Origin of the sequence: Bacillus sp. LJBS17, from assembly GCF_019334685.1 — a bacterium.
Taxonomy (GTDB): domain Bacteria; phylum Bacillota; class Bacilli; order Bacillales; family Bacillaceae; genus Bacillus; species Bacillus subtilis.
On record NZ_CP079759.1, the window covers coordinates 1953338 to 1968354 of the forward strand.

Here is a 15017-nt window from a genome sequence, read left to right on the forward strand (position 1 = left end):
AAATTTTCAAAAAACTTATAGACAAACACAAAAAATATGTATATCATAGAATTAACGAAATGACACTTTTTGCTACAATTGGTTTGTTAGGAGTAGGGCTCGTATATAGCGCTAAAAACTTGTATACACATCAGGACAATCAAGTCTCAATAAAAGAGTCATTTTATCTAAATAAAAAAGAGGTGACCCAAAAACTAATTCATGAAATTGACGTTCCAAGAATCCTTCCCAGGCTAAAGAGTGAGGAAGAAAAGCAGGCTGAAAGTAGAAAAAAGTATCTTAATGCGACGATTACATATCTAACAGAAGAAAATAAAAAAGCAGCAAAACATACAAAAACAAAAAAAGTGCAAAAAATTAATAAAAAGAGAAGTGAAGATAACCCAGCTTCAAAAAGTACTAATGTAAAGGCAGTGAAGAGTCATGAAGTGATTGCCACTGCTTACACAGCGTTTTGTTCTACAGGGTGCATAGGGAAAACAAAAACCGGCTATGATGTATCAAACACATCCTATTACAATGGAAAAAGAATAATCGCTGTTGATCCAGAAATAATTCCTTTGTATTCATTAGTGCAAGTTTCATATGAAGGGAATAGCTTTCAAGCATATGCAATAGATACAGGAGGAGATATTAAAAACAATCGAATTGATATTCTAATGGACAGTGAGCAAGAAGCAAATGCATTTGGTCGTAAAAATGTAAGAGTGAGCTGGTAAATCGATCCAAATAACTGAAAGGTATAAACATTTCAACAATTCGTTCGATGCAATACATAACATGAAATTTATCCCAAGGAAAACTATTACATAGAGAGAGTGAAGAGGATGTTCATTTTAGATAAAGAGGCCAGGGTCAAATCAACTGGGGAGTGCGGGGTTATTGAAGCCATTTACCCTGAAACAAAGACAGTGGAACTTTGTTATTATGATGGAACTTATGATGAAAGGAGTTTTGATGATGTTGTTATGGCATCAAGTAGTTAAAATTTCAAGACAAAATTAAAAAATAGGGTGAGATAATTGAAGTGTATTCAAATTGAAATGTCATTCACAGACGAATATGGACAGGTAACCAAATTAAATAAGACTTATAAACCGTCGATTATTGAAGAACATAAAGGGGAAATCCCTGGATTGTTGTTAGATGATTTTAAGAGGTTCTTGTCGTCCCTTGGGTTTAATGAAAAACAGGTTTCTAGAATAGTAACAGAAGATTAAGAGGTTTTTTATTGAGGGGAGGTGGTATTAAATTGCCTAAATACTGGAGTTATCCTGTTGGGCTAGCTGTAGAAATTAACAATAATGCACGATACGGATGCCCACATCATGTGGGGAGAAAAGGAAAGATTATCGAGCATTTACATTCAGCTACATATGACTATGCAGTTAGCGATGAAACAGGTGACATTACTTACTTTAAAGAACATGAATTAACGCCACTAAAGGGAGGATTAACTTATGTTTAGAAAAGGTCAAAAGGTAATTGTTGATTTTACAGATGAGATTGGAGCTGTTGCGAAAGTTGATTACCGATACAACCAGGTAGAAGTGAAGTATCCTGACGGTACTTATCAGGTTGTTGGATTTCATAAAATAAGAAAGGTGGAGGATTAATGGCATTAATTATCTTGGAGGGGCCTGATTGCTGCTTTAAATCAACAGTTGCAGCAAAGCTTAGCAAAGAACTGAAGTACCCAATTATCAAAGGTTCAAGCTTTGAGTTGGCCACAAGCGGGAATGAGAAATTATTTGAGCACTTCAACAAATTGGCTGACGAAGACAATGTGATTATTGACAGGTTTGTTTATTCTAACTTGGTATATGCAAAGAAATTCAAAGATTACTCGATCCTTACAGAGCAACAGCTTAGATTTATTGAGGATAAAATTAAAGCAAAAACGAAGGTTGTATACTTACATGCTGATCCAAGCATTATTAAGGAACGGTTAAACGTACGGGGAGATGAGTATATAGAAGGAAAAGACATTGATTCAATTTTAGAGTTGTATAGAGAAGTTATGAGCAATGCGGGATTACATACATATTCATGGGATACTGGACAATGGTCAAGTGACGAAATTGCTAAAGACATAATCTTTTTAGTGGAATAGGGGAATTTATGAAAAAAGTAATTGCAATTGACATGGATCAGGTATTAGCTGATTTACTAAGTGATTGGGTAGCTAACATTAACACACACGATGATCCTTTTCTCAAAGAGGAGGACATCCTGTGCTGGGATATAAAAAAATATACAAATACCAACAATAATGTTTATAGACATTTAGATTACAATTTGTTCAGAAATCTTGATGTTATAGAAGGCAGCCAAAGAGTAGTAAAAGAGCTGATGAAGAAATATGAAGTATATGTTGTGACTACTGCAACAAACCATCCAGAGTCCCTTAAAGCAAAGCTTGAATGGCTTACTGAGCATTTTTCATTTATCCCACATAGCAATGTAGTGCTTTGTGGCAATAAAAGCATAATTAAAGCAGACATCATGATAGATGACGGAATACATAACTTAGAATCATTTGAAGGAATGAAGATTCTATTTGATGCTCCCCATAACAGGAATGACAACAGATTTATTCGTGTTATGAACTGGGAAGAGATTGAACGAAAATTACTTTAAAATATCTCTTTTATAGAGAAAGGAGAGCTGGATATAAACGGAGAGAATTTATTACTAAACAAAATACATAATAATGATTGTATTCAGTTTATGAAAGAGAATATCGGTGATTGCACTATCGACTTAACAGTGACTTCTCCTCCTTATGATGACTTAAGAAATTACAACGGATATTCATTTAACTTTGAGGAAACTGCTCAAGAATTGTATAGGGTAACAAAAGAGGGTGGAGTAGTTGTTTGGGTTGTAGGAGATAAAACACATAACGGATCCGAGTCAGGCACAAGTTTTAAGCAAGCATTGTATTTTAAAGAGATAGGTTTTAACCTACATGATACAATGATTTATCATAAAAAAAATGTATTTGGCGGTGCAGGAAATCCCCCGAAAAGGTATTCTCAATGTTTTGAATACATTTTTATATTAACTAAGGGCGGACTTAAAACATTCAACCCTATTAAGGTTCCCTGTAAAAGCTACGGAAGAAAATTTACAGGGAGAACAAGAAAAAACAAACAGGCAGATGGAAAAGAACCAGAGTCACTAAGATTGGTTGAGGGTTTTGTATCTAAAGAAAAAGTAGCATCCAATATCTTTTCTTATCAAATTGGATTCAATATGACTTCGAAAGATAAAATTTCTTTTAAACATCCAGCTACATTTCCAGAAAAGCTTGCTGAAGATCACATCCTTTCTTGGTCAAATGAGGGAGACATAGTATTTGACCCATTCATGGGGAGTGGTACTACGGCTAAGATGGCAGCTTTAAATAATCGGAAATACATAGGAATAGAGATTAGTAAAGAGTATTGTGATATTGCAAATGAACGCTTAAAGGATTACATAACAACTAAATAAAAGATCGATTTTATTTAGAGTAAAAATAAAATATATGGAGGTTGTTTATTGAGTAAACTACGTGTAATGAGTCTTTTTAGTGGGATCGGTGCATTTGAAGCTGCACTAAGAAACATTGGGGTTGGATATGAGCTGGTTGGTTTTAGTGAGATTGATAAATATGCCGTGAAATCTTTTTGTGCAATTCACAACGTTGATGAGCAATTAAATTTTGGAGATGTAAGCAAGATTGATAAGAAAAAACTACCTGAATTTGATCTTTTAGTTGGAGGATCTCCTTGTCAAAGCTTTAGTGTAGCCGGCCATCGAAAGGGATTTGAAGATACAAGAGGGACATTGTTTTTTCAATACGTTGAGACTCTTAAGGAAAAGCAACCAAAGTTTTTTGTTTTTGAAAATGTTAAAGGGTTGATCAACCATGATAAAGGAAATACATTAAATGTTATGGCTGAAGCTTTCAGTGAAGTTGGGTACAGAATTGACCTAGAGCTGCTTAATTCAAAGTTCTTTAATGTTCCACAAAATAGGGAGCGACTTTACATAATTGGAATTAGAGAAGATTTAATTAAAAATGAAGAATGGTCTTTGGATTTTAAAAGAAAGGATATACTTCAAAAAGGGAAACAGAGATTGGCAGAATTAGATATTAAAAGCTTTAATTTTAGATGGACAGCTCAATCGGCTGCTACGAAGAGGCTAAAAGATTTATTAGAAGAATACGTTGATGAAAAGTACTACTTAAATGAAGATAAAACAAACAGTTTGATCAAAGAGTTGTCTACAAGTCGACTTAATGAAAATCTTACTGTTGAGCAAGTAGGTAATATTAATCCCTCTGGTAATGGAATGAATGGAAATGTTTATAATTCATCTGGATTAAGCCCCACAATTACCACTAATAAAGGAGAGGGACTGAAAATTGCAGTTGAGTACTCCAGAAAAAGCGGGCTTGGACGAGAACTTGCTGTATCTCATACGCTTTCTGCTTCTGACTGGAGAGGATTGAATAGGAACCAAAAACAAAATGCAGTTGTTGAGGTAAGGCCAGTATTAACCCCAGAAAGGGGGGAGAAGCGACAAAATGGAAGAAGATTTAAAGATGACGGTGAACCAGCATTTACAGTAAACACAATTGACAGACACGGGGTAGCGGTTGGAGAATATCCAAAATACAGAATTAGAAGATTAACACCGTTAGAGTGCTTTAGGCTACAAGCTTTCGATGATGAAGATTTTGAAAAAGCTTTTGCAGCAGGTATAAGTAACTCACAATTATATAAGCAAGCCGGTAATTCAATTACTGTAACTGTGCTTGAATCAATATTCAAGGAATTAATACATACATACTTTAATAAAGAATCTGAACAAAATTTGTCTTTTAAACAAATGTAAAATAAGAGGAGTGTATTGATTGGAAAGTTACCCTGAGTCCTTAAAAAGAGAGACAGAGGAGATTAAAGAGCGTGTTAGGAATGGAAATATCAAAGAAGACAGGATTAAAGAAATTGCAGAAACGACAGTTGAGTTTTTGAAATCAGAGGAGAAAAGACATAAATACTTTTCTGAAGTTGCTGCAGCTATGGCTGATAACTTAAGTGAGTTTTTCAAATCTTATTTAAAAGGAGAGTGAATATGCTAACTGATCAAGAAAAAATTGACTTGGTAAACGCTCTTGATTTTGTAGTTATTGAACCACATACACAAAGTATTTACGTACATAACGATGAAAAGACCAATGGAGTATTAGCTAGGGTTTTGCACACTATTTCAGTAGATGAGTATATTGAGAGCTTTAAAAAAGGGAGTCTAATTGATATCTTTCCAGCAGCAATGCAAGAAGCCGGTGCGGAAGGATTTAAAGATGGCCAGTTTGTGATTATGCCAAAGAAATTTTATGTTGATCAATGTTATGCGATGAGTAAGGAAATCGAGCGGTTAACTAACCTAATCACTCTACACAATATTAAACCAAATACATATCAAGGCTTGATTCATTAAATTGTTTCAAGAAAAAATGAAAGGATAAAGGGATGTTTATTGAAAAAGTATTATGTAAGGTGTAAAGATAGCAAAGGTGAAAATGCGTCTCTAGTTATTGAGGCGCTATCACCTGAACATGCAAAAGAACAAGCATACGAAGTACATGAGGTAAGGGATATTTATAATGTAAGTCTGGGAGAAGGAAAGTCAAGGAACTATCTTGCCCGAAATCATTCTCCGTACATAAAAAATGACAATGGAAAAGCAATAACCATATTTTCATAAGGGGAGGATATCATTAAGGATATTGTAAGAGATCTTGTTATTGATGACATTGATGCTGCCGAAGGAGTATTAGATAAACTCTATGTTTATTTAGAAAACACTTTAAGGCCTGAAGAAAAGCGTGTTTGGGAGCGGTGTGATAAAGATATAATGTCTGTTTTTTCAAAGCTGAAAAATATTAAAGAAATTATTTAAAAACCAATAGACAAATACAAATAATATGTATATAATGAATTTACATTAAAGGCGAAGGAGAGTGTTAATGAATCATATATGTGACATCTGTAAAGAGTACATAAGCGGAAAAACAATTTGTCTTAGAATCAGCGATGAAAAAACTTACGAAGACTTCAATTGTTGTGAAGGTTGTGCAAAGGGCTATTCCGAGAGAGTGAAAAATGAATGCAGCAATTTAAGTGTTAAGAAGACATTAGAACATTTAGGATTAAATATCAAATACAAAATAAGAGGATAAAATATTCCTTTTATCGTGATTTGTTTTCAAAATTAAAGACGCCATAAAAAATTCTTATGGCGTCTGTCGAACAGGGAGGTGCTTATACCAAACTAGATTGGAACACCCTCTGGATAACCACCAAAGAAAGAAGCTCCAACAATGATTAACAAAATGAATAGCACCACGATCAAAGCGAAGGAGCTGCCATAACCGTTTGAGTAACCGTTATTTCCGTTAGAGTATCCACCGAAGAATCCCATATTTCCACCTCCTTTAGGGAGATAGAACATGATATGCGGAACGATATATTTCGACATGGATTTAAGTCTATATAAGAAAAAATGAAGTTTTTGTCTAAATTTAAGAGAGATAAGGAGAGTTGATAAATGAATATGTTCGTAATTGCTGCAAAGAGTGAGGGGAAATACCTTTATGGTTACCACCCACATATTTATTCAAACCGTAAACAAGCAGAAAATGCATTGAAGATAATGAGAGAGAATGGAAAGTTAACTGAAAGAGACAAGGTGTATGGGTTAGACGGTCTGATGTTGGTGGATCTATAAAAGGGAAATAAACCTCAAAGAAATATTCATAATTTCCCGGGCAAGCGCAGTATACGACAAATCAAAACAAATAATGGGGTGGAAGAGAATCAATATGAGTGCCAAAAAAGGAGACAAAATTAGAGTCACAAAGGAAGTGCAAGGTTATTGGGGGCACATTATCTATCCCGTTGGAAGCGAATGGGTAGTTAAAGAGGTGGTTGCACGAGAAACTGGAACGGTTTTTTGCAAAGGAAATGATTATGGAATATCACAAACGCATTATGAAGTAATCTAAATAAAATTCAATTTTTAAAGAGACTTATAAGGAGGTGAATAAGTGGGACGCCATAAAGCAAAGATTGAAGGATTGGTTATGAAAGAAAGTTATTACTCACACCGTGCCCCAGGTACAGAGAGGTGGATTACTCAGCCAGTGTGTAAGGTAACTCACACTGAGCCAATCTTCGAGGGTTATATAGATATTGAGCCTATAGAAGTTGGAGGTAAAGTTTATATCCCTGGACTTAATGAATATGTCATAGTGACTGACAGGCAGCGAAACATACATAATGAGTGGACATATCAAACTGACAGAGTGATTAAGACAATTGTAGATGAAAAAAGCTTGAAGGAATGCGCAGAACACAATAATAAGAAAGCAAAAAACAATGATACTCAAAATCAAAGACAGATAAAAACTTCCTGGTGGAAGAGACTAATTACTAAAAATTAAAGGAGAGATTTTTATTGAATAAGGATACAAAAGATATTTGGAGCGGTTTCTTTATTGGGTCAGGTTCGTTAATTGTAGTTGGATTACTTATTTTTGTTGAAGCGTTGACTATGTCACTAATTGTTTATTACGGATTGAATCACGTGTTAAATCCTTTGCTTATTGATACATACAACATTCAAAATGTCCATGTCACTTTACCTCATGCATTTGTTATTGGTGTTTTACTCAACGTATTTGTCAAAGGTGTAAAACGGTCAGATCAGGAAAAAGATGAGAACATTTTCAAGAAAGCCGGTAAGTCTTTACTTCATTCAGCTTTCGTATTGATTGTTCTGTATGTTAGCACATTGTTTATCTAAGGAGGCACTCAAGGTGAGTAATGATAATGCTGCAAAGATTATTTTCAAAAAGAAATCAACTGGTGAAATAGTCGGCGAAATGAAAGTAACAACTTTACCTGCTGACACCATTTTGCAAAACGACAATAAGTCTAAATAAAAGTTTTATTTTAAAGATATTTGACAGGGGGAAATAAAAGTGCAAATTGAACAGTTGAAATTTTATAATATGGGATTGTACAAGTGGCTACCGTGTGAGCCAGATGAATGTTTAGTGCTAAATGATATTTTTGTAACCGAAATGGATGAAAAATTAGTTATTCATCTAACCAATAGTCAATTGAAAAAGCTTCAAAAAGGATTTAAAAGTTCCTTCCCATTATTTTTATCTATTTACCAACATAAAGAATTCCTTTACCTCGCTTTAAAAGTAACAAATGTTGAGTTTGAAAATTCTCAATCCCCAATAACAAAGGTTGTACTTACTGTTCAATATTTAACTGAGGATGAAAATAAAGAAATTGGATAAAAGGATGATTTTAAAGAAAGTGGAGGAAAGCCCGTGGCTTATGATGAGATTAATGGCAAGTTAATTAACCCAAAAGTAAGTGATGTAATTAAAGCATTACAAGATCAACTTGACTTTTATGGCGACACACCAGTTAACTTCAGGATTGATGGTGAAGAAGCAAGGGATGAGATTCAATTAGAGCCATATAAAAATGTTCTTGTGTTGCATTTAGAGGAAGTTTAAGGAGGAAAGCTACAATAGACACATTTGATTTTATCGGATGTCATTTTAAACACTATAAAGGTGGCATTTACAAGGTTATTGGAGAGGCTATTCACACTGAAACAGAAGAAAAGCTGGTTACATATGAAGACCATGACGGAGTTCTTTGGGCAAGACCTAAAGACATGTTCCTTGGAAAAGTGGTTGTTGATGGTAAAGAGATTAAGAGATTCAAAAAATTAAACTAAAAGGATGATGAAAATGAATAAAAAATATGGACTTTATTGCATGGGAACACTTGTTAATACTTATGATGATGCTATTGAGGCTCATAATGATGCTGTGTATGCTCAAGAAGAAAGTGGAGTACCACATGAGGTAAGAGTAATTCAATAAAATAAGAGGAGGACATTAAATGATTCAAGGATTTTATAAAGATCAGAAACTTCACCTTATAGAAGATCCTATGCAGCAGTACACTGTCATGAAAGTTGAAGAAAATGCAGTATGTGTTTACCGATGGATCGATGACTATAGACACAAAATTGAAAGATTCATAGATGTTGATGAAGCTAAAAAGCTCCTTGGAGAGGGCTGGCCAAAACAATAATAAAGGAAGATACAGAAATTTACAATTGGAGGACGAATAGATGTCGGAAAATAACTATAAACCGTCAGTTCCTAGATGGGTTGGTGATATTCTCTTAAAACAGAAAAAACAAGATCCATTCGCTACGCTCGGGGAAACGAAAAGGTGGGACGAGTGGAAACATAGATATTCAAGAAAATTAAAGTACGCAAGATTAAACGGATGGACGATTGAAAAAGAGTAAGGAGGGCAAAAAGATACGGATTAAATCTAGATAAAATCACAGCTTTATTCAAAATAAAAACAAATAATAAGGAGATGTAAAATGGGGGCAGCTAGACAGCTATACGTAAAGCGTAATGATCTGGTGACTATGGAAGAAGCAAAAGAAAATAAGAAGATACATATGCAAAATGGTGAGTCATTTACAGTATTTAAGGGAGAACTTATTGCAACTGACTTAGAAGGACACCAAATGGTTATTCCTCAAAGCCAAAAGGATAACTATATCCCTGTTGAATTAGAGGAGTTGTCTCCATATGAGGCTCAAATGGCCAAAGGTTATGCTGAGATGGGAGCTATTAATAGTGAAATAGCTGAAGCATATTACCATGTTGAAAATGAAGCTGAATCTGCAACTACAAGATTAATTACAGGAGCATATAACGATTAGTGATCATTACATATGAGAGTAAAACTGGCAATGTAAGAAGGTTTGTAAAAGCGTTGCAACAAGAGTTAGACATTGAGGCAATTGAAATAACTGATGATACGATCATCACTCAAGAGTTCATACATATTACATATACGATAGGCTTTGGGGAAGTACCTGAAAGGACTTTGAATTTTATCAAAAAGAATAAAAATAAAATTAGAGGAGTTGTTGTTAGTGGTAACAAGGTTTGGGGTGATAACTATGGTTTAGCTGGAGACAAGCTCTCAGCTAAGTTCCACACACCATTGTTATTAAAGTTTGAACTTAGTGGAACGAAACAAGACTTACAGAAGCTCATTCAGGAGGTACAACTTATTGACAAACACAATACCAAAGTGGATCAAGCTCAATAATGAGATCATGATTCAGAAAGATGGGAAGTATCAATTTGAGAAGGACAGAGAGGCCGTTCATAGCTACTTTGTTGATTACATAAATCAAAACACAGTCTTTTTCCATGATCTAAAAGAGAAGCTGGACTACTTGATTAAAAATGATTATTACGAAGAAGAATTCTTAGATCAATACACATTTGAACAGATTAAATCAATTTATAAGATTGCTTACAGTTACAAATTTAGATTCCCATCTTTTATGAGTGCGTTTAAGTTCTACAATGACTACGCATTGAAGACAAATGATAAAACAAAGATCCTGGAGAGGTACGAGGATCGTGTCTCAATTGTAGCTCTCTATTGTGCTGATGGGGATTACGAGAAAGCAGTTGAGGAAGTACATACTATGATGAAACAAGAGTATCAGCCGGCAACACCTACTTTCCTTAATGCTGGACGTAAGCGAAGAGGAGAAATGGTAAGCTGCTTTTTACTTGAAGTGGATGACAGTTTGAATGCTATCTCTAGAGCCATTGATATCTCCATGCAGCTTTCTAAGCTAGGTGGAGGAGTAGCATTAAATCTAAACAAATTAAGAGCTAAAGGTGAAGCTATAAAAGACGTAGAGAATGCGACTAAGGGTGTCGTAGGTGTCATGAAACTATTGGATAATGCTTTTAGATATGCAGATCAGATGGGACAAAGGCAAGGATCGGGAGCAGTTTATCTAAGTGTATTCCATCCAGACATTACAGACTTCCTGGATACCAAAAAAATAAGTGCTGATGAAGATGTCCGAGTTAAAACACTGTCTATTGGTGTAGTTGTTCCTGATAAATTTATTGAACTTGCAAGGGAAGACAAGGATTATTACATGTTCTATCCGCACTCAGTATACAAGGAATATGGACAGTATCTTGATGAGATGAGCATCAATGAAATGTATGATGAGCTTGTTGAAAACCCTAGGATTAGAAAAGCTAAAGGGAATACTCGAAAGCTGTTAGAGCAATTGGCCATTCTAAGAAGCGAATCTGGCTATCCGTATATTATGTTCGCTGACAATGTAAATAAAGTGCATCCAAATGAACATATTTCAAAAGTGAAGTTTTCAAATTTGTGTTCTGAAGTCCTCCAATCGTCACAAGTATCAGTTTATACGGATTACGATAAAGAGGATGAAATTGGCTTAGATATCTCATGTAATCTTGGCTCAATTAACATTGTAAATGTAATGAGCAATCAATCAATTGCTTCAACAGTCAGAATAGCAATTGACTCACTGACAACTATCACAAGGAAAACAAACATTGTAAATGCTCCAGCAGTTGCGAGAGCAAATACACTAATGAGATCAATTGGTCTAGGGCAGATGAACCTCCATGGATTTCTAGCTCAAAATAATATTGCTTATGAAAGTGAAGAAGCTAAGGATTTTGTTAATACATACTTTATGATGGTTAACTTCTACTCTCTGCAACGTTCAATGGAAATTGCACGAGAAACAGGGGAGACATACTACAAGTTTGATGGTTCGACTTATAAATCAGGCGAGTATTTCGAAAAGTACGTAACAAATGATTATAGCCCTCAATATGAAAAGGTTAAAAAGCTATTTGGAGATCAGCATATTCCTAATACTGAAGATTGGATGAAGCTTAAAGAGGATGTAATGAAATACGGTCTGTACCATTCATATAGACAGGCAATTGCACCTACGGGAAGCATCTCATATGTCCAATCATCTACAGCAGGTGTAATGCCAATTATGGAGCGAATTGAAGAACGTACCTACGGTAACAGTAAGACTTATTATCCGATGCCAGGTTTATCAGCTCAGAACTGGTTCTTTTATAAAGAAGCTTATGACATGGACATGTTCAAGGTAGTTGATCTTATTGCTACGATTCAGCAGCATGTTGACCAGGGAATTTCATTTACCTTGTTCTTGAAAGATACGATGACAACGAGAGACCTGAATAGAATAGATCTCTACGCTCACCATCGAGGAATTAAAACTCTCTACTATGCTAGAACAAAAGATACAACTCAAGAAGGATGCCTATCGTGTGTAGTTTAAAAGGTATCTCACTATGAAAAATCAATATGAAATTCGAGGCGATACAACCGCAATATTCATTGAAAGCAAGAAGTACGGGTCTTTGGAAACCTTGATTTCCACAAACGACTTAGAAAAGGCAAAAGAGATAGAAGGTTGGTGGCATGCGAGTTGGGATAATTGTATAAAGAATTTCTACGTGAAAGGTAACAAAAGAAATACGGATGGATCATGGAGAAAAGTTCGATTACATCGTTGGATTATGGGTGTTAATGATTCAAAAGTTCAGGTAGATCATATTTTACAAGATACTTTAGATAATTGCAGATGGGCGTTGCGTGTGGTTACGGCAGCTCAGAATAGTCAAAACAGAGGAGTTCCTTCAAATAATACAAGCGGACAGAGAGGAGTCTATTGGAATGGTAGATTAAAGAAATGGGAAGCGAGGATAGATGTTAATAAGAAAACAAAATATTTAGGATATTTCAGAAATAAAGAAGACGCGATTTATACTAGAAAGGTAGCAGAGGAAGTCTACTGGATTTAAAAAGGAGGACGAATAATTGCCGAAGCCAAACACAATCTACACAGCTGCAAACTGGTCAAAGCATGAAGACGATTTTACCCAAATGTTCTATAACCAAAACGTGAAACAGTTCTGGCTTCCGGAAGAGATTGCTTTAAACGGCGATCTCCTCACATGGAAGTACCTTGGGAAAAATGAGCAGGACACTTATATGAAGGTACTGGCCGGACTTACGCTTCTTGATACAGAGCAGGGGAATACGGGGATGCCTATAATTGCTGAACATGTAGATGGACATCAAAGAAAGGCAGTTTTAAATTTCATGGCCATGATGGAGAACGCTGTCCATGCGAAGTCGTACAGCAACATCTTTCTTACATTAGCTCCAACCGAGCAGATCAATGAAGTCTTCGAATGGGTGAAAAACAATAAATTTTTGCAAAAGAAAGCGGGAATAATTGTTTCAATCTATAAGTCAATTCAAAAAAACGATGACATTTCATTATTCAAAGGAATGGTTGCTTCTGTGTTCCTAGAGAGTTTTCTTTTCTACTCAGGGTTTTATTATCCACTTTACTTTTACGGACAAGGAAAACTGATGCAAAGCGGTGAAATCATTAACCTTATTATCCGTGATGAGGCGATACACGGCGTATATGTCGGATTGTTAGCTCAGGAGATTTATAAGAAGCAAACACCACAGAAGCAAAAGGAATTATACGAATGGGCTTTAAACTTACTGCAGGAGCTTTACGAAAATGAATTGGAGTATACAGAAGATGTCTATGATCAAGTTGGCTTAGCTCCTGATGTTAAGAAATTCATCAGATACAATGCTAATAAAGCTTTAAACAACCTGGGATTCGATCATCTGTTTGAGGAAGAAGACGTTAACCCAATTGTTATTAATGGATTGAGCACTAAGACCAAATCTCATGACTTCTTTTCAACTAAAGGAAATGGGTACAAAAAAGCAACGGTTGAACCATTAAGGGATTCAGATTTCATTTTTACCGAGAGAGGATGTATTCGATGAGATTAATTAAATTAGAGCAGCCTAATTGTAATCCATGTAAAATGGTGTCCAATTACTTAGAACAAGCAGATATTCAATTTGAGACAGTTGACGTTACACAGGAACCAGAAGTAGCGTCTAGATTTGGCGTTATGGGAGTACCGGTAACCATTTTGCTGAATGATCAAGGAGAAGAAGTAAACCGAAGTGTTGGTTTTAAGCCTAATGAACTTGATGAGTTACTACAGGAATTACGATAAAAGGGTAATTTTAATCAAATTTAAATTAAAAGGAGCTAATAAATGTATTTCATTGAAACTCAAGAAGGATTAATTGGTAAAGAAGTTGCTTATGTTTGGGCAAATCAGTTTTGTGAGCAAACAACAATTATTACTAAGGATGGAGGCGTGTTTATGACTTGTCAACAAGCTGGTTGGGATGATGACTATGAGACAAGAATTTTATACGCTTATGAAGCAAAGAAGATATTACACCCTCTGAAAAGAGAATTACATGAAAAAGGTGTGATCGATGAAACAGAGTGGGAAGAGTATGAGAATGAGTTGAAAAAGAAGCAAGAGGCAAAAAGGGAAAAGTATCTCAAAGAGAAAGAAGAACATGATCGTAAACTATATGAAGAGTTGAGGGCAAAGTTCGAACAATAATGAACAGTTTGTTTAACTGAAGAATGCAATACAAGAACTTACATACCAAAAACAAAAGGGGTTATTACATAATGCAAATTAAAATCAAATACTTAGATGAAACACAAACAAGAATTAACAAAATGGAGCAAGGTGATTGGATTGATCTTCGTGCAGCTGAAGATGTAACAATCAAAAAAGATGAATTTAAGCTTATCCCATTAGGTGTTGCAATGGAGCTACCTGAAGGTTACGAAGCACATGTCGTTCCTCGTTCCAGTACATATAAAAACTTTGGCGTTATTCAAACAAATTCAATGGGTGTAATCGATGAGTCATATAAGGGAGACAACGATTTCTGGTTCTTCCCTGCTTATGCATTACGTGATACTGAGATTAAAAAGGGAGATCGGATTTGTCAATTTAGAATTATGAAGAAAATGCCGGAAGTTGAATTGGTAGAGGTTGAGCATTTGGGGAATGAAGATCGTGGCGGACACGGTTCAACGGGGGCGAAGTAAGTAAAATTAAAAACCTTGGCTGTATTCATGCTGTGATC

General features: G+C 35.2%; 34 protein-coding genes. 33 read left to right on the plus strand and 1 reads right to left on the minus strand.

The window, feature by feature from the left end; translation table 11 throughout:
* Positions 1-2: 2 nt before the first annotated feature.
* The 14 genes from KXZ66_RS09865 to KXZ66_RS09930 all read left to right on the plus strand — a co-directional run bounded on the left by KXZ66_RS09865 (position 3) and on the right by KXZ66_RS09930 (position 6238).
* Positions 3-719, plus strand: coding sequence for a 3D domain-containing protein (locus KXZ66_RS09865; RefSeq protein WP_219144974.1), 717 nt, complete (start codon positions 3-5; stop codon positions 717-719).
* A gap of 108 nt (positions 720-827) precedes the next feature.
* Positions 828-986: a hypothetical protein gene (locus tag KXZ66_RS09870; RefSeq protein WP_068947558.1), complete on the plus strand. Its 159-nt coding sequence runs from the start codon at positions 828-830 to the stop codon at positions 984-986.
* A 36-nt stretch (positions 987-1022) separates the two neighbouring features.
* A complete protein-coding gene (locus KXZ66_RS09875; protein ID WP_041336515.1) occupies positions 1023-1220 on the plus strand; it encodes a hypothetical protein in 198 nt (65 codons plus the stop codon).
* 32 nt (positions 1221-1252) lie between these two features.
* A complete protein-coding gene (locus tag KXZ66_RS09880; RefSeq protein ID WP_019712328.1) occupies positions 1253-1468 on the plus strand; it encodes a YorP family protein in 216 nt (71 codons plus the stop codon).
* A complete protein-coding gene (locus tag KXZ66_RS09885) occupies positions 1461-1616 on the plus strand; it encodes a tudor domain-containing protein (protein ID WP_041338484.1) in 156 nt (51 codons plus the stop codon). The genes KXZ66_RS09880 and KXZ66_RS09885 overlap by 8 nt, the downstream gene beginning before the upstream one ends.
* Positions 1616-2113 (plus strand): deoxynucleoside kinase, encoded by a 498-nt coding sequence (locus tag KXZ66_RS09890; protein WP_208476144.1) that lies wholly within the window; start codon positions 1616-1618, stop codon positions 2111-2113. The genes KXZ66_RS09885 and KXZ66_RS09890 overlap by 1 nt, the downstream gene beginning before the upstream one ends.
* An 8-nt stretch (positions 2114-2121) precedes the next feature.
* Positions 2122-2640 carry a 5' nucleotidase, NT5C type gene (locus KXZ66_RS09895; RefSeq protein ID WP_032721774.1) on the plus strand — a complete coding sequence of 173 codons (519 nt, stop codon included), beginning with the start codon at positions 2122-2124 and terminating at the stop codon, positions 2638-2640.
* Between the two features lie 90 nt (positions 2641-2730).
* Positions 2731-3498 carry a DNA-methyltransferase gene (locus KXZ66_RS09900; protein ID WP_219144936.1) on the plus strand — a complete coding sequence of 256 codons (768 nt, stop codon included), beginning with the start codon at positions 2731-2733 and terminating at the stop codon, positions 3496-3498.
* Between the two features lie 48 nt (positions 3499-3546).
* Positions 3547-4890 (plus strand): DNA cytosine methyltransferase, encoded by a 1344-nt coding sequence (locus KXZ66_RS09905; protein ID WP_219144937.1) that lies wholly within the window; start codon positions 3547-3549, stop codon positions 4888-4890.
* Positions 4891-4909: 19 nt separating this feature from the next.
* Positions 4910-5128, plus strand: coding sequence for a hypothetical protein (locus KXZ66_RS09910; RefSeq protein ID WP_017697085.1), 219 nt, complete (start codon positions 4910-4912; stop codon positions 5126-5128).
* Positions 5129-5130: 2 nt separating this feature from the next.
* Positions 5131-5496, plus strand: coding sequence for a hypothetical protein (locus KXZ66_RS09915; protein WP_032721780.1), 366 nt, complete (start codon positions 5131-5133; stop codon positions 5494-5496).
* A gap of 39 nt (positions 5497-5535) precedes the next feature.
* Entirely contained in the window at positions 5536-5763 is a 228-nt protein-coding gene (locus tag KXZ66_RS09920; protein ID WP_041056330.1) for a hypothetical protein, read from the plus strand.
* 12 nt (positions 5764-5775) lie between these two features.
* Positions 5776-5958, plus strand: coding sequence for a hypothetical protein (locus KXZ66_RS09925; RefSeq protein WP_052475788.1), 183 nt, complete (start codon positions 5776-5778; stop codon positions 5956-5958).
* Positions 5959-6025: 67 nt separating this feature from the next.
* Entirely contained in the window at positions 6026-6238 is a 213-nt protein-coding gene (locus KXZ66_RS09930; RefSeq protein ID WP_213416761.1) for a hypothetical protein, read from the plus strand.
* Positions 6239-6330: 92 nt separating this feature from the next.
* On the opposite strand, the gene KXZ66_RS09935 is transcribed toward KXZ66_RS09930, so the two are convergent.
* Positions 6331-6480 (minus strand): YjcZ family sporulation protein, encoded by a 150-nt coding sequence (locus tag KXZ66_RS09935; protein ID WP_071579003.1) that lies wholly within the window; start codon positions 6478-6480, stop codon positions 6331-6333.
* Positions 6481-6606: 126 nt separating this feature from the next.
* On the opposite strand from KXZ66_RS09935, the gene KXZ66_RS09940 reads away from it, so the two are divergent.
* The 19 genes from KXZ66_RS09940 to dutA all read left to right on the plus strand — a co-directional run bounded on the left by KXZ66_RS09940 (position 6607) and on the right by dutA (position 14979).
* Positions 6607-6786 (plus strand): hypothetical protein, encoded by a 180-nt coding sequence (locus tag KXZ66_RS09940; protein WP_101502272.1) that lies wholly within the window; start codon positions 6607-6609, stop codon positions 6784-6786.
* Positions 6787-6880: 94 nt separating this feature from the next.
* Positions 6881-7063 carry a hypothetical protein gene (locus KXZ66_RS09945; RefSeq protein WP_114523509.1) on the plus strand — a complete coding sequence of 61 codons (183 nt, stop codon included), beginning with the start codon at positions 6881-6883 and terminating at the stop codon, positions 7061-7063.
* Between the two features lie 42 nt (positions 7064-7105).
* Positions 7106-7501, plus strand: coding sequence for a hypothetical protein (locus KXZ66_RS09950; RefSeq protein ID WP_219144938.1), 396 nt, complete (start codon positions 7106-7108; stop codon positions 7499-7501).
* A 14-nt stretch (positions 7502-7515) separates the two neighbouring features.
* Positions 7516-7863 (plus strand): hypothetical protein, encoded by a 348-nt coding sequence (locus KXZ66_RS09955; protein WP_219144939.1) that lies wholly within the window; start codon positions 7516-7518, stop codon positions 7861-7863.
* 13 nt (positions 7864-7876) lie between these two features.
* Positions 7877-8002 (plus strand): hypothetical protein, encoded by a 126-nt coding sequence (locus KXZ66_RS09960; protein WP_219144940.1) that lies wholly within the window; start codon positions 7877-7879, stop codon positions 8000-8002.
* 39 nt (positions 8003-8041) lie between these two features.
* Entirely contained in the window at positions 8042-8371 is a 330-nt protein-coding gene (locus KXZ66_RS09965; RefSeq protein ID WP_032721796.1) for a hypothetical protein, read from the plus strand.
* A 33-nt stretch (positions 8372-8404) separates the two neighbouring features.
* The gene (locus KXZ66_RS09970; RefSeq protein WP_068947566.1) at positions 8405-8596 is read left to right on the plus strand and encodes a hypothetical protein; all 192 of its coding nucleotides are present in this window, start codon (positions 8405-8407) and stop codon (positions 8594-8596) included.
* Positions 8597-8628: 32 nt separating this feature from the next.
* Positions 8629-8823 carry a DUF1653 domain-containing protein gene (locus KXZ66_RS09975; protein ID WP_257475335.1) on the plus strand — a complete coding sequence of 65 codons (195 nt, stop codon included), beginning with the start codon at positions 8629-8631 and terminating at the stop codon, positions 8821-8823.
* A gap of 13 nt (positions 8824-8836) precedes the next feature.
* Positions 8837-8971, plus strand: a complete 135-nt coding sequence (locus tag KXZ66_RS09980) for a hypothetical protein (RefSeq protein ID WP_068947567.1) — start codon at positions 8837-8839, stop codon at positions 8969-8971.
* Between the two features lie 19 nt (positions 8972-8990).
* Complete coding sequence (locus KXZ66_RS09985; RefSeq protein ID WP_198879061.1) at positions 8991-9185, plus strand: hypothetical protein; 195 nt, start codon at positions 8991-8993, stop codon at positions 9183-9185.
* Between the two features lie 40 nt (positions 9186-9225).
* Positions 9226-9408 carry a hypothetical protein gene (locus KXZ66_RS09990; RefSeq protein WP_219144941.1) on the plus strand — a complete coding sequence of 61 codons (183 nt, stop codon included), beginning with the start codon at positions 9226-9228 and terminating at the stop codon, positions 9406-9408.
* A gap of 81 nt (positions 9409-9489) precedes the next feature.
* Positions 9490-9837 carry a hypothetical protein gene (locus KXZ66_RS09995; RefSeq protein ID WP_032721808.1) on the plus strand — a complete coding sequence of 116 codons (348 nt, stop codon included), beginning with the start codon at positions 9490-9492 and terminating at the stop codon, positions 9835-9837.
* On the plus strand, positions 9837-10232 hold the full coding sequence (nrdI, locus tag KXZ66_RS10000) for a class Ib ribonucleoside-diphosphate reductase assembly flavoprotein NrdI (RefSeq protein ID WP_219144942.1): 396 nt from the start codon (positions 9837-9839) through the stop codon (positions 10230-10232). Before KXZ66_RS09995 ends, nrdI begins: the two co-directional genes overlap by 1 nt.
* A complete protein-coding gene (gene nrdE / locus KXZ66_RS10005) occupies positions 10195-12294 on the plus strand; it encodes a class 1b ribonucleoside-diphosphate reductase subunit alpha (protein ID WP_219144943.1) in 2100 nt (699 codons plus the stop codon). Before nrdI ends, nrdE begins: the two co-directional genes overlap by 38 nt.
* A gap of 13 nt (positions 12295-12307) precedes the next feature.
* Positions 12308-12820, plus strand: a complete 513-nt coding sequence (locus KXZ66_RS10010; RefSeq protein ID WP_160245171.1) for a hypothetical protein — start codon at positions 12308-12310, stop codon at positions 12818-12820.
* Positions 12821-12854: 34 nt separating this feature from the next.
* Positions 12855-13835: a class 1b ribonucleoside-diphosphate reductase subunit beta gene (gene nrdF / locus KXZ66_RS10015; RefSeq protein ID WP_219144975.1), complete on the plus strand. Its 981-nt coding sequence runs from the start codon at positions 12855-12857 to the stop codon at positions 13833-13835.
* Positions 13832-14074 (plus strand): thioredoxin family protein, encoded by a 243-nt coding sequence (locus KXZ66_RS10020; RefSeq protein ID WP_017697105.1) that lies wholly within the window; start codon positions 13832-13834, stop codon positions 14072-14074. The genes nrdF and KXZ66_RS10020 overlap by 4 nt, the downstream gene beginning before the upstream one ends.
* Positions 14075-14116: 42 nt before the next feature.
* Positions 14117-14479, plus strand: a complete 363-nt coding sequence (locus KXZ66_RS10025; RefSeq protein WP_087961104.1) for a hypothetical protein — start codon at positions 14117-14119, stop codon at positions 14477-14479.
* Between the two features lie 71 nt (positions 14480-14550).
* A complete protein-coding gene (gene dutA / locus KXZ66_RS10030) occupies positions 14551-14979 on the plus strand; it encodes a dUTP diphosphatase DutA (protein ID WP_219144944.1) in 429 nt (142 codons plus the stop codon).
* Positions 14980-15017 lie beyond the last annotated feature (38 nt).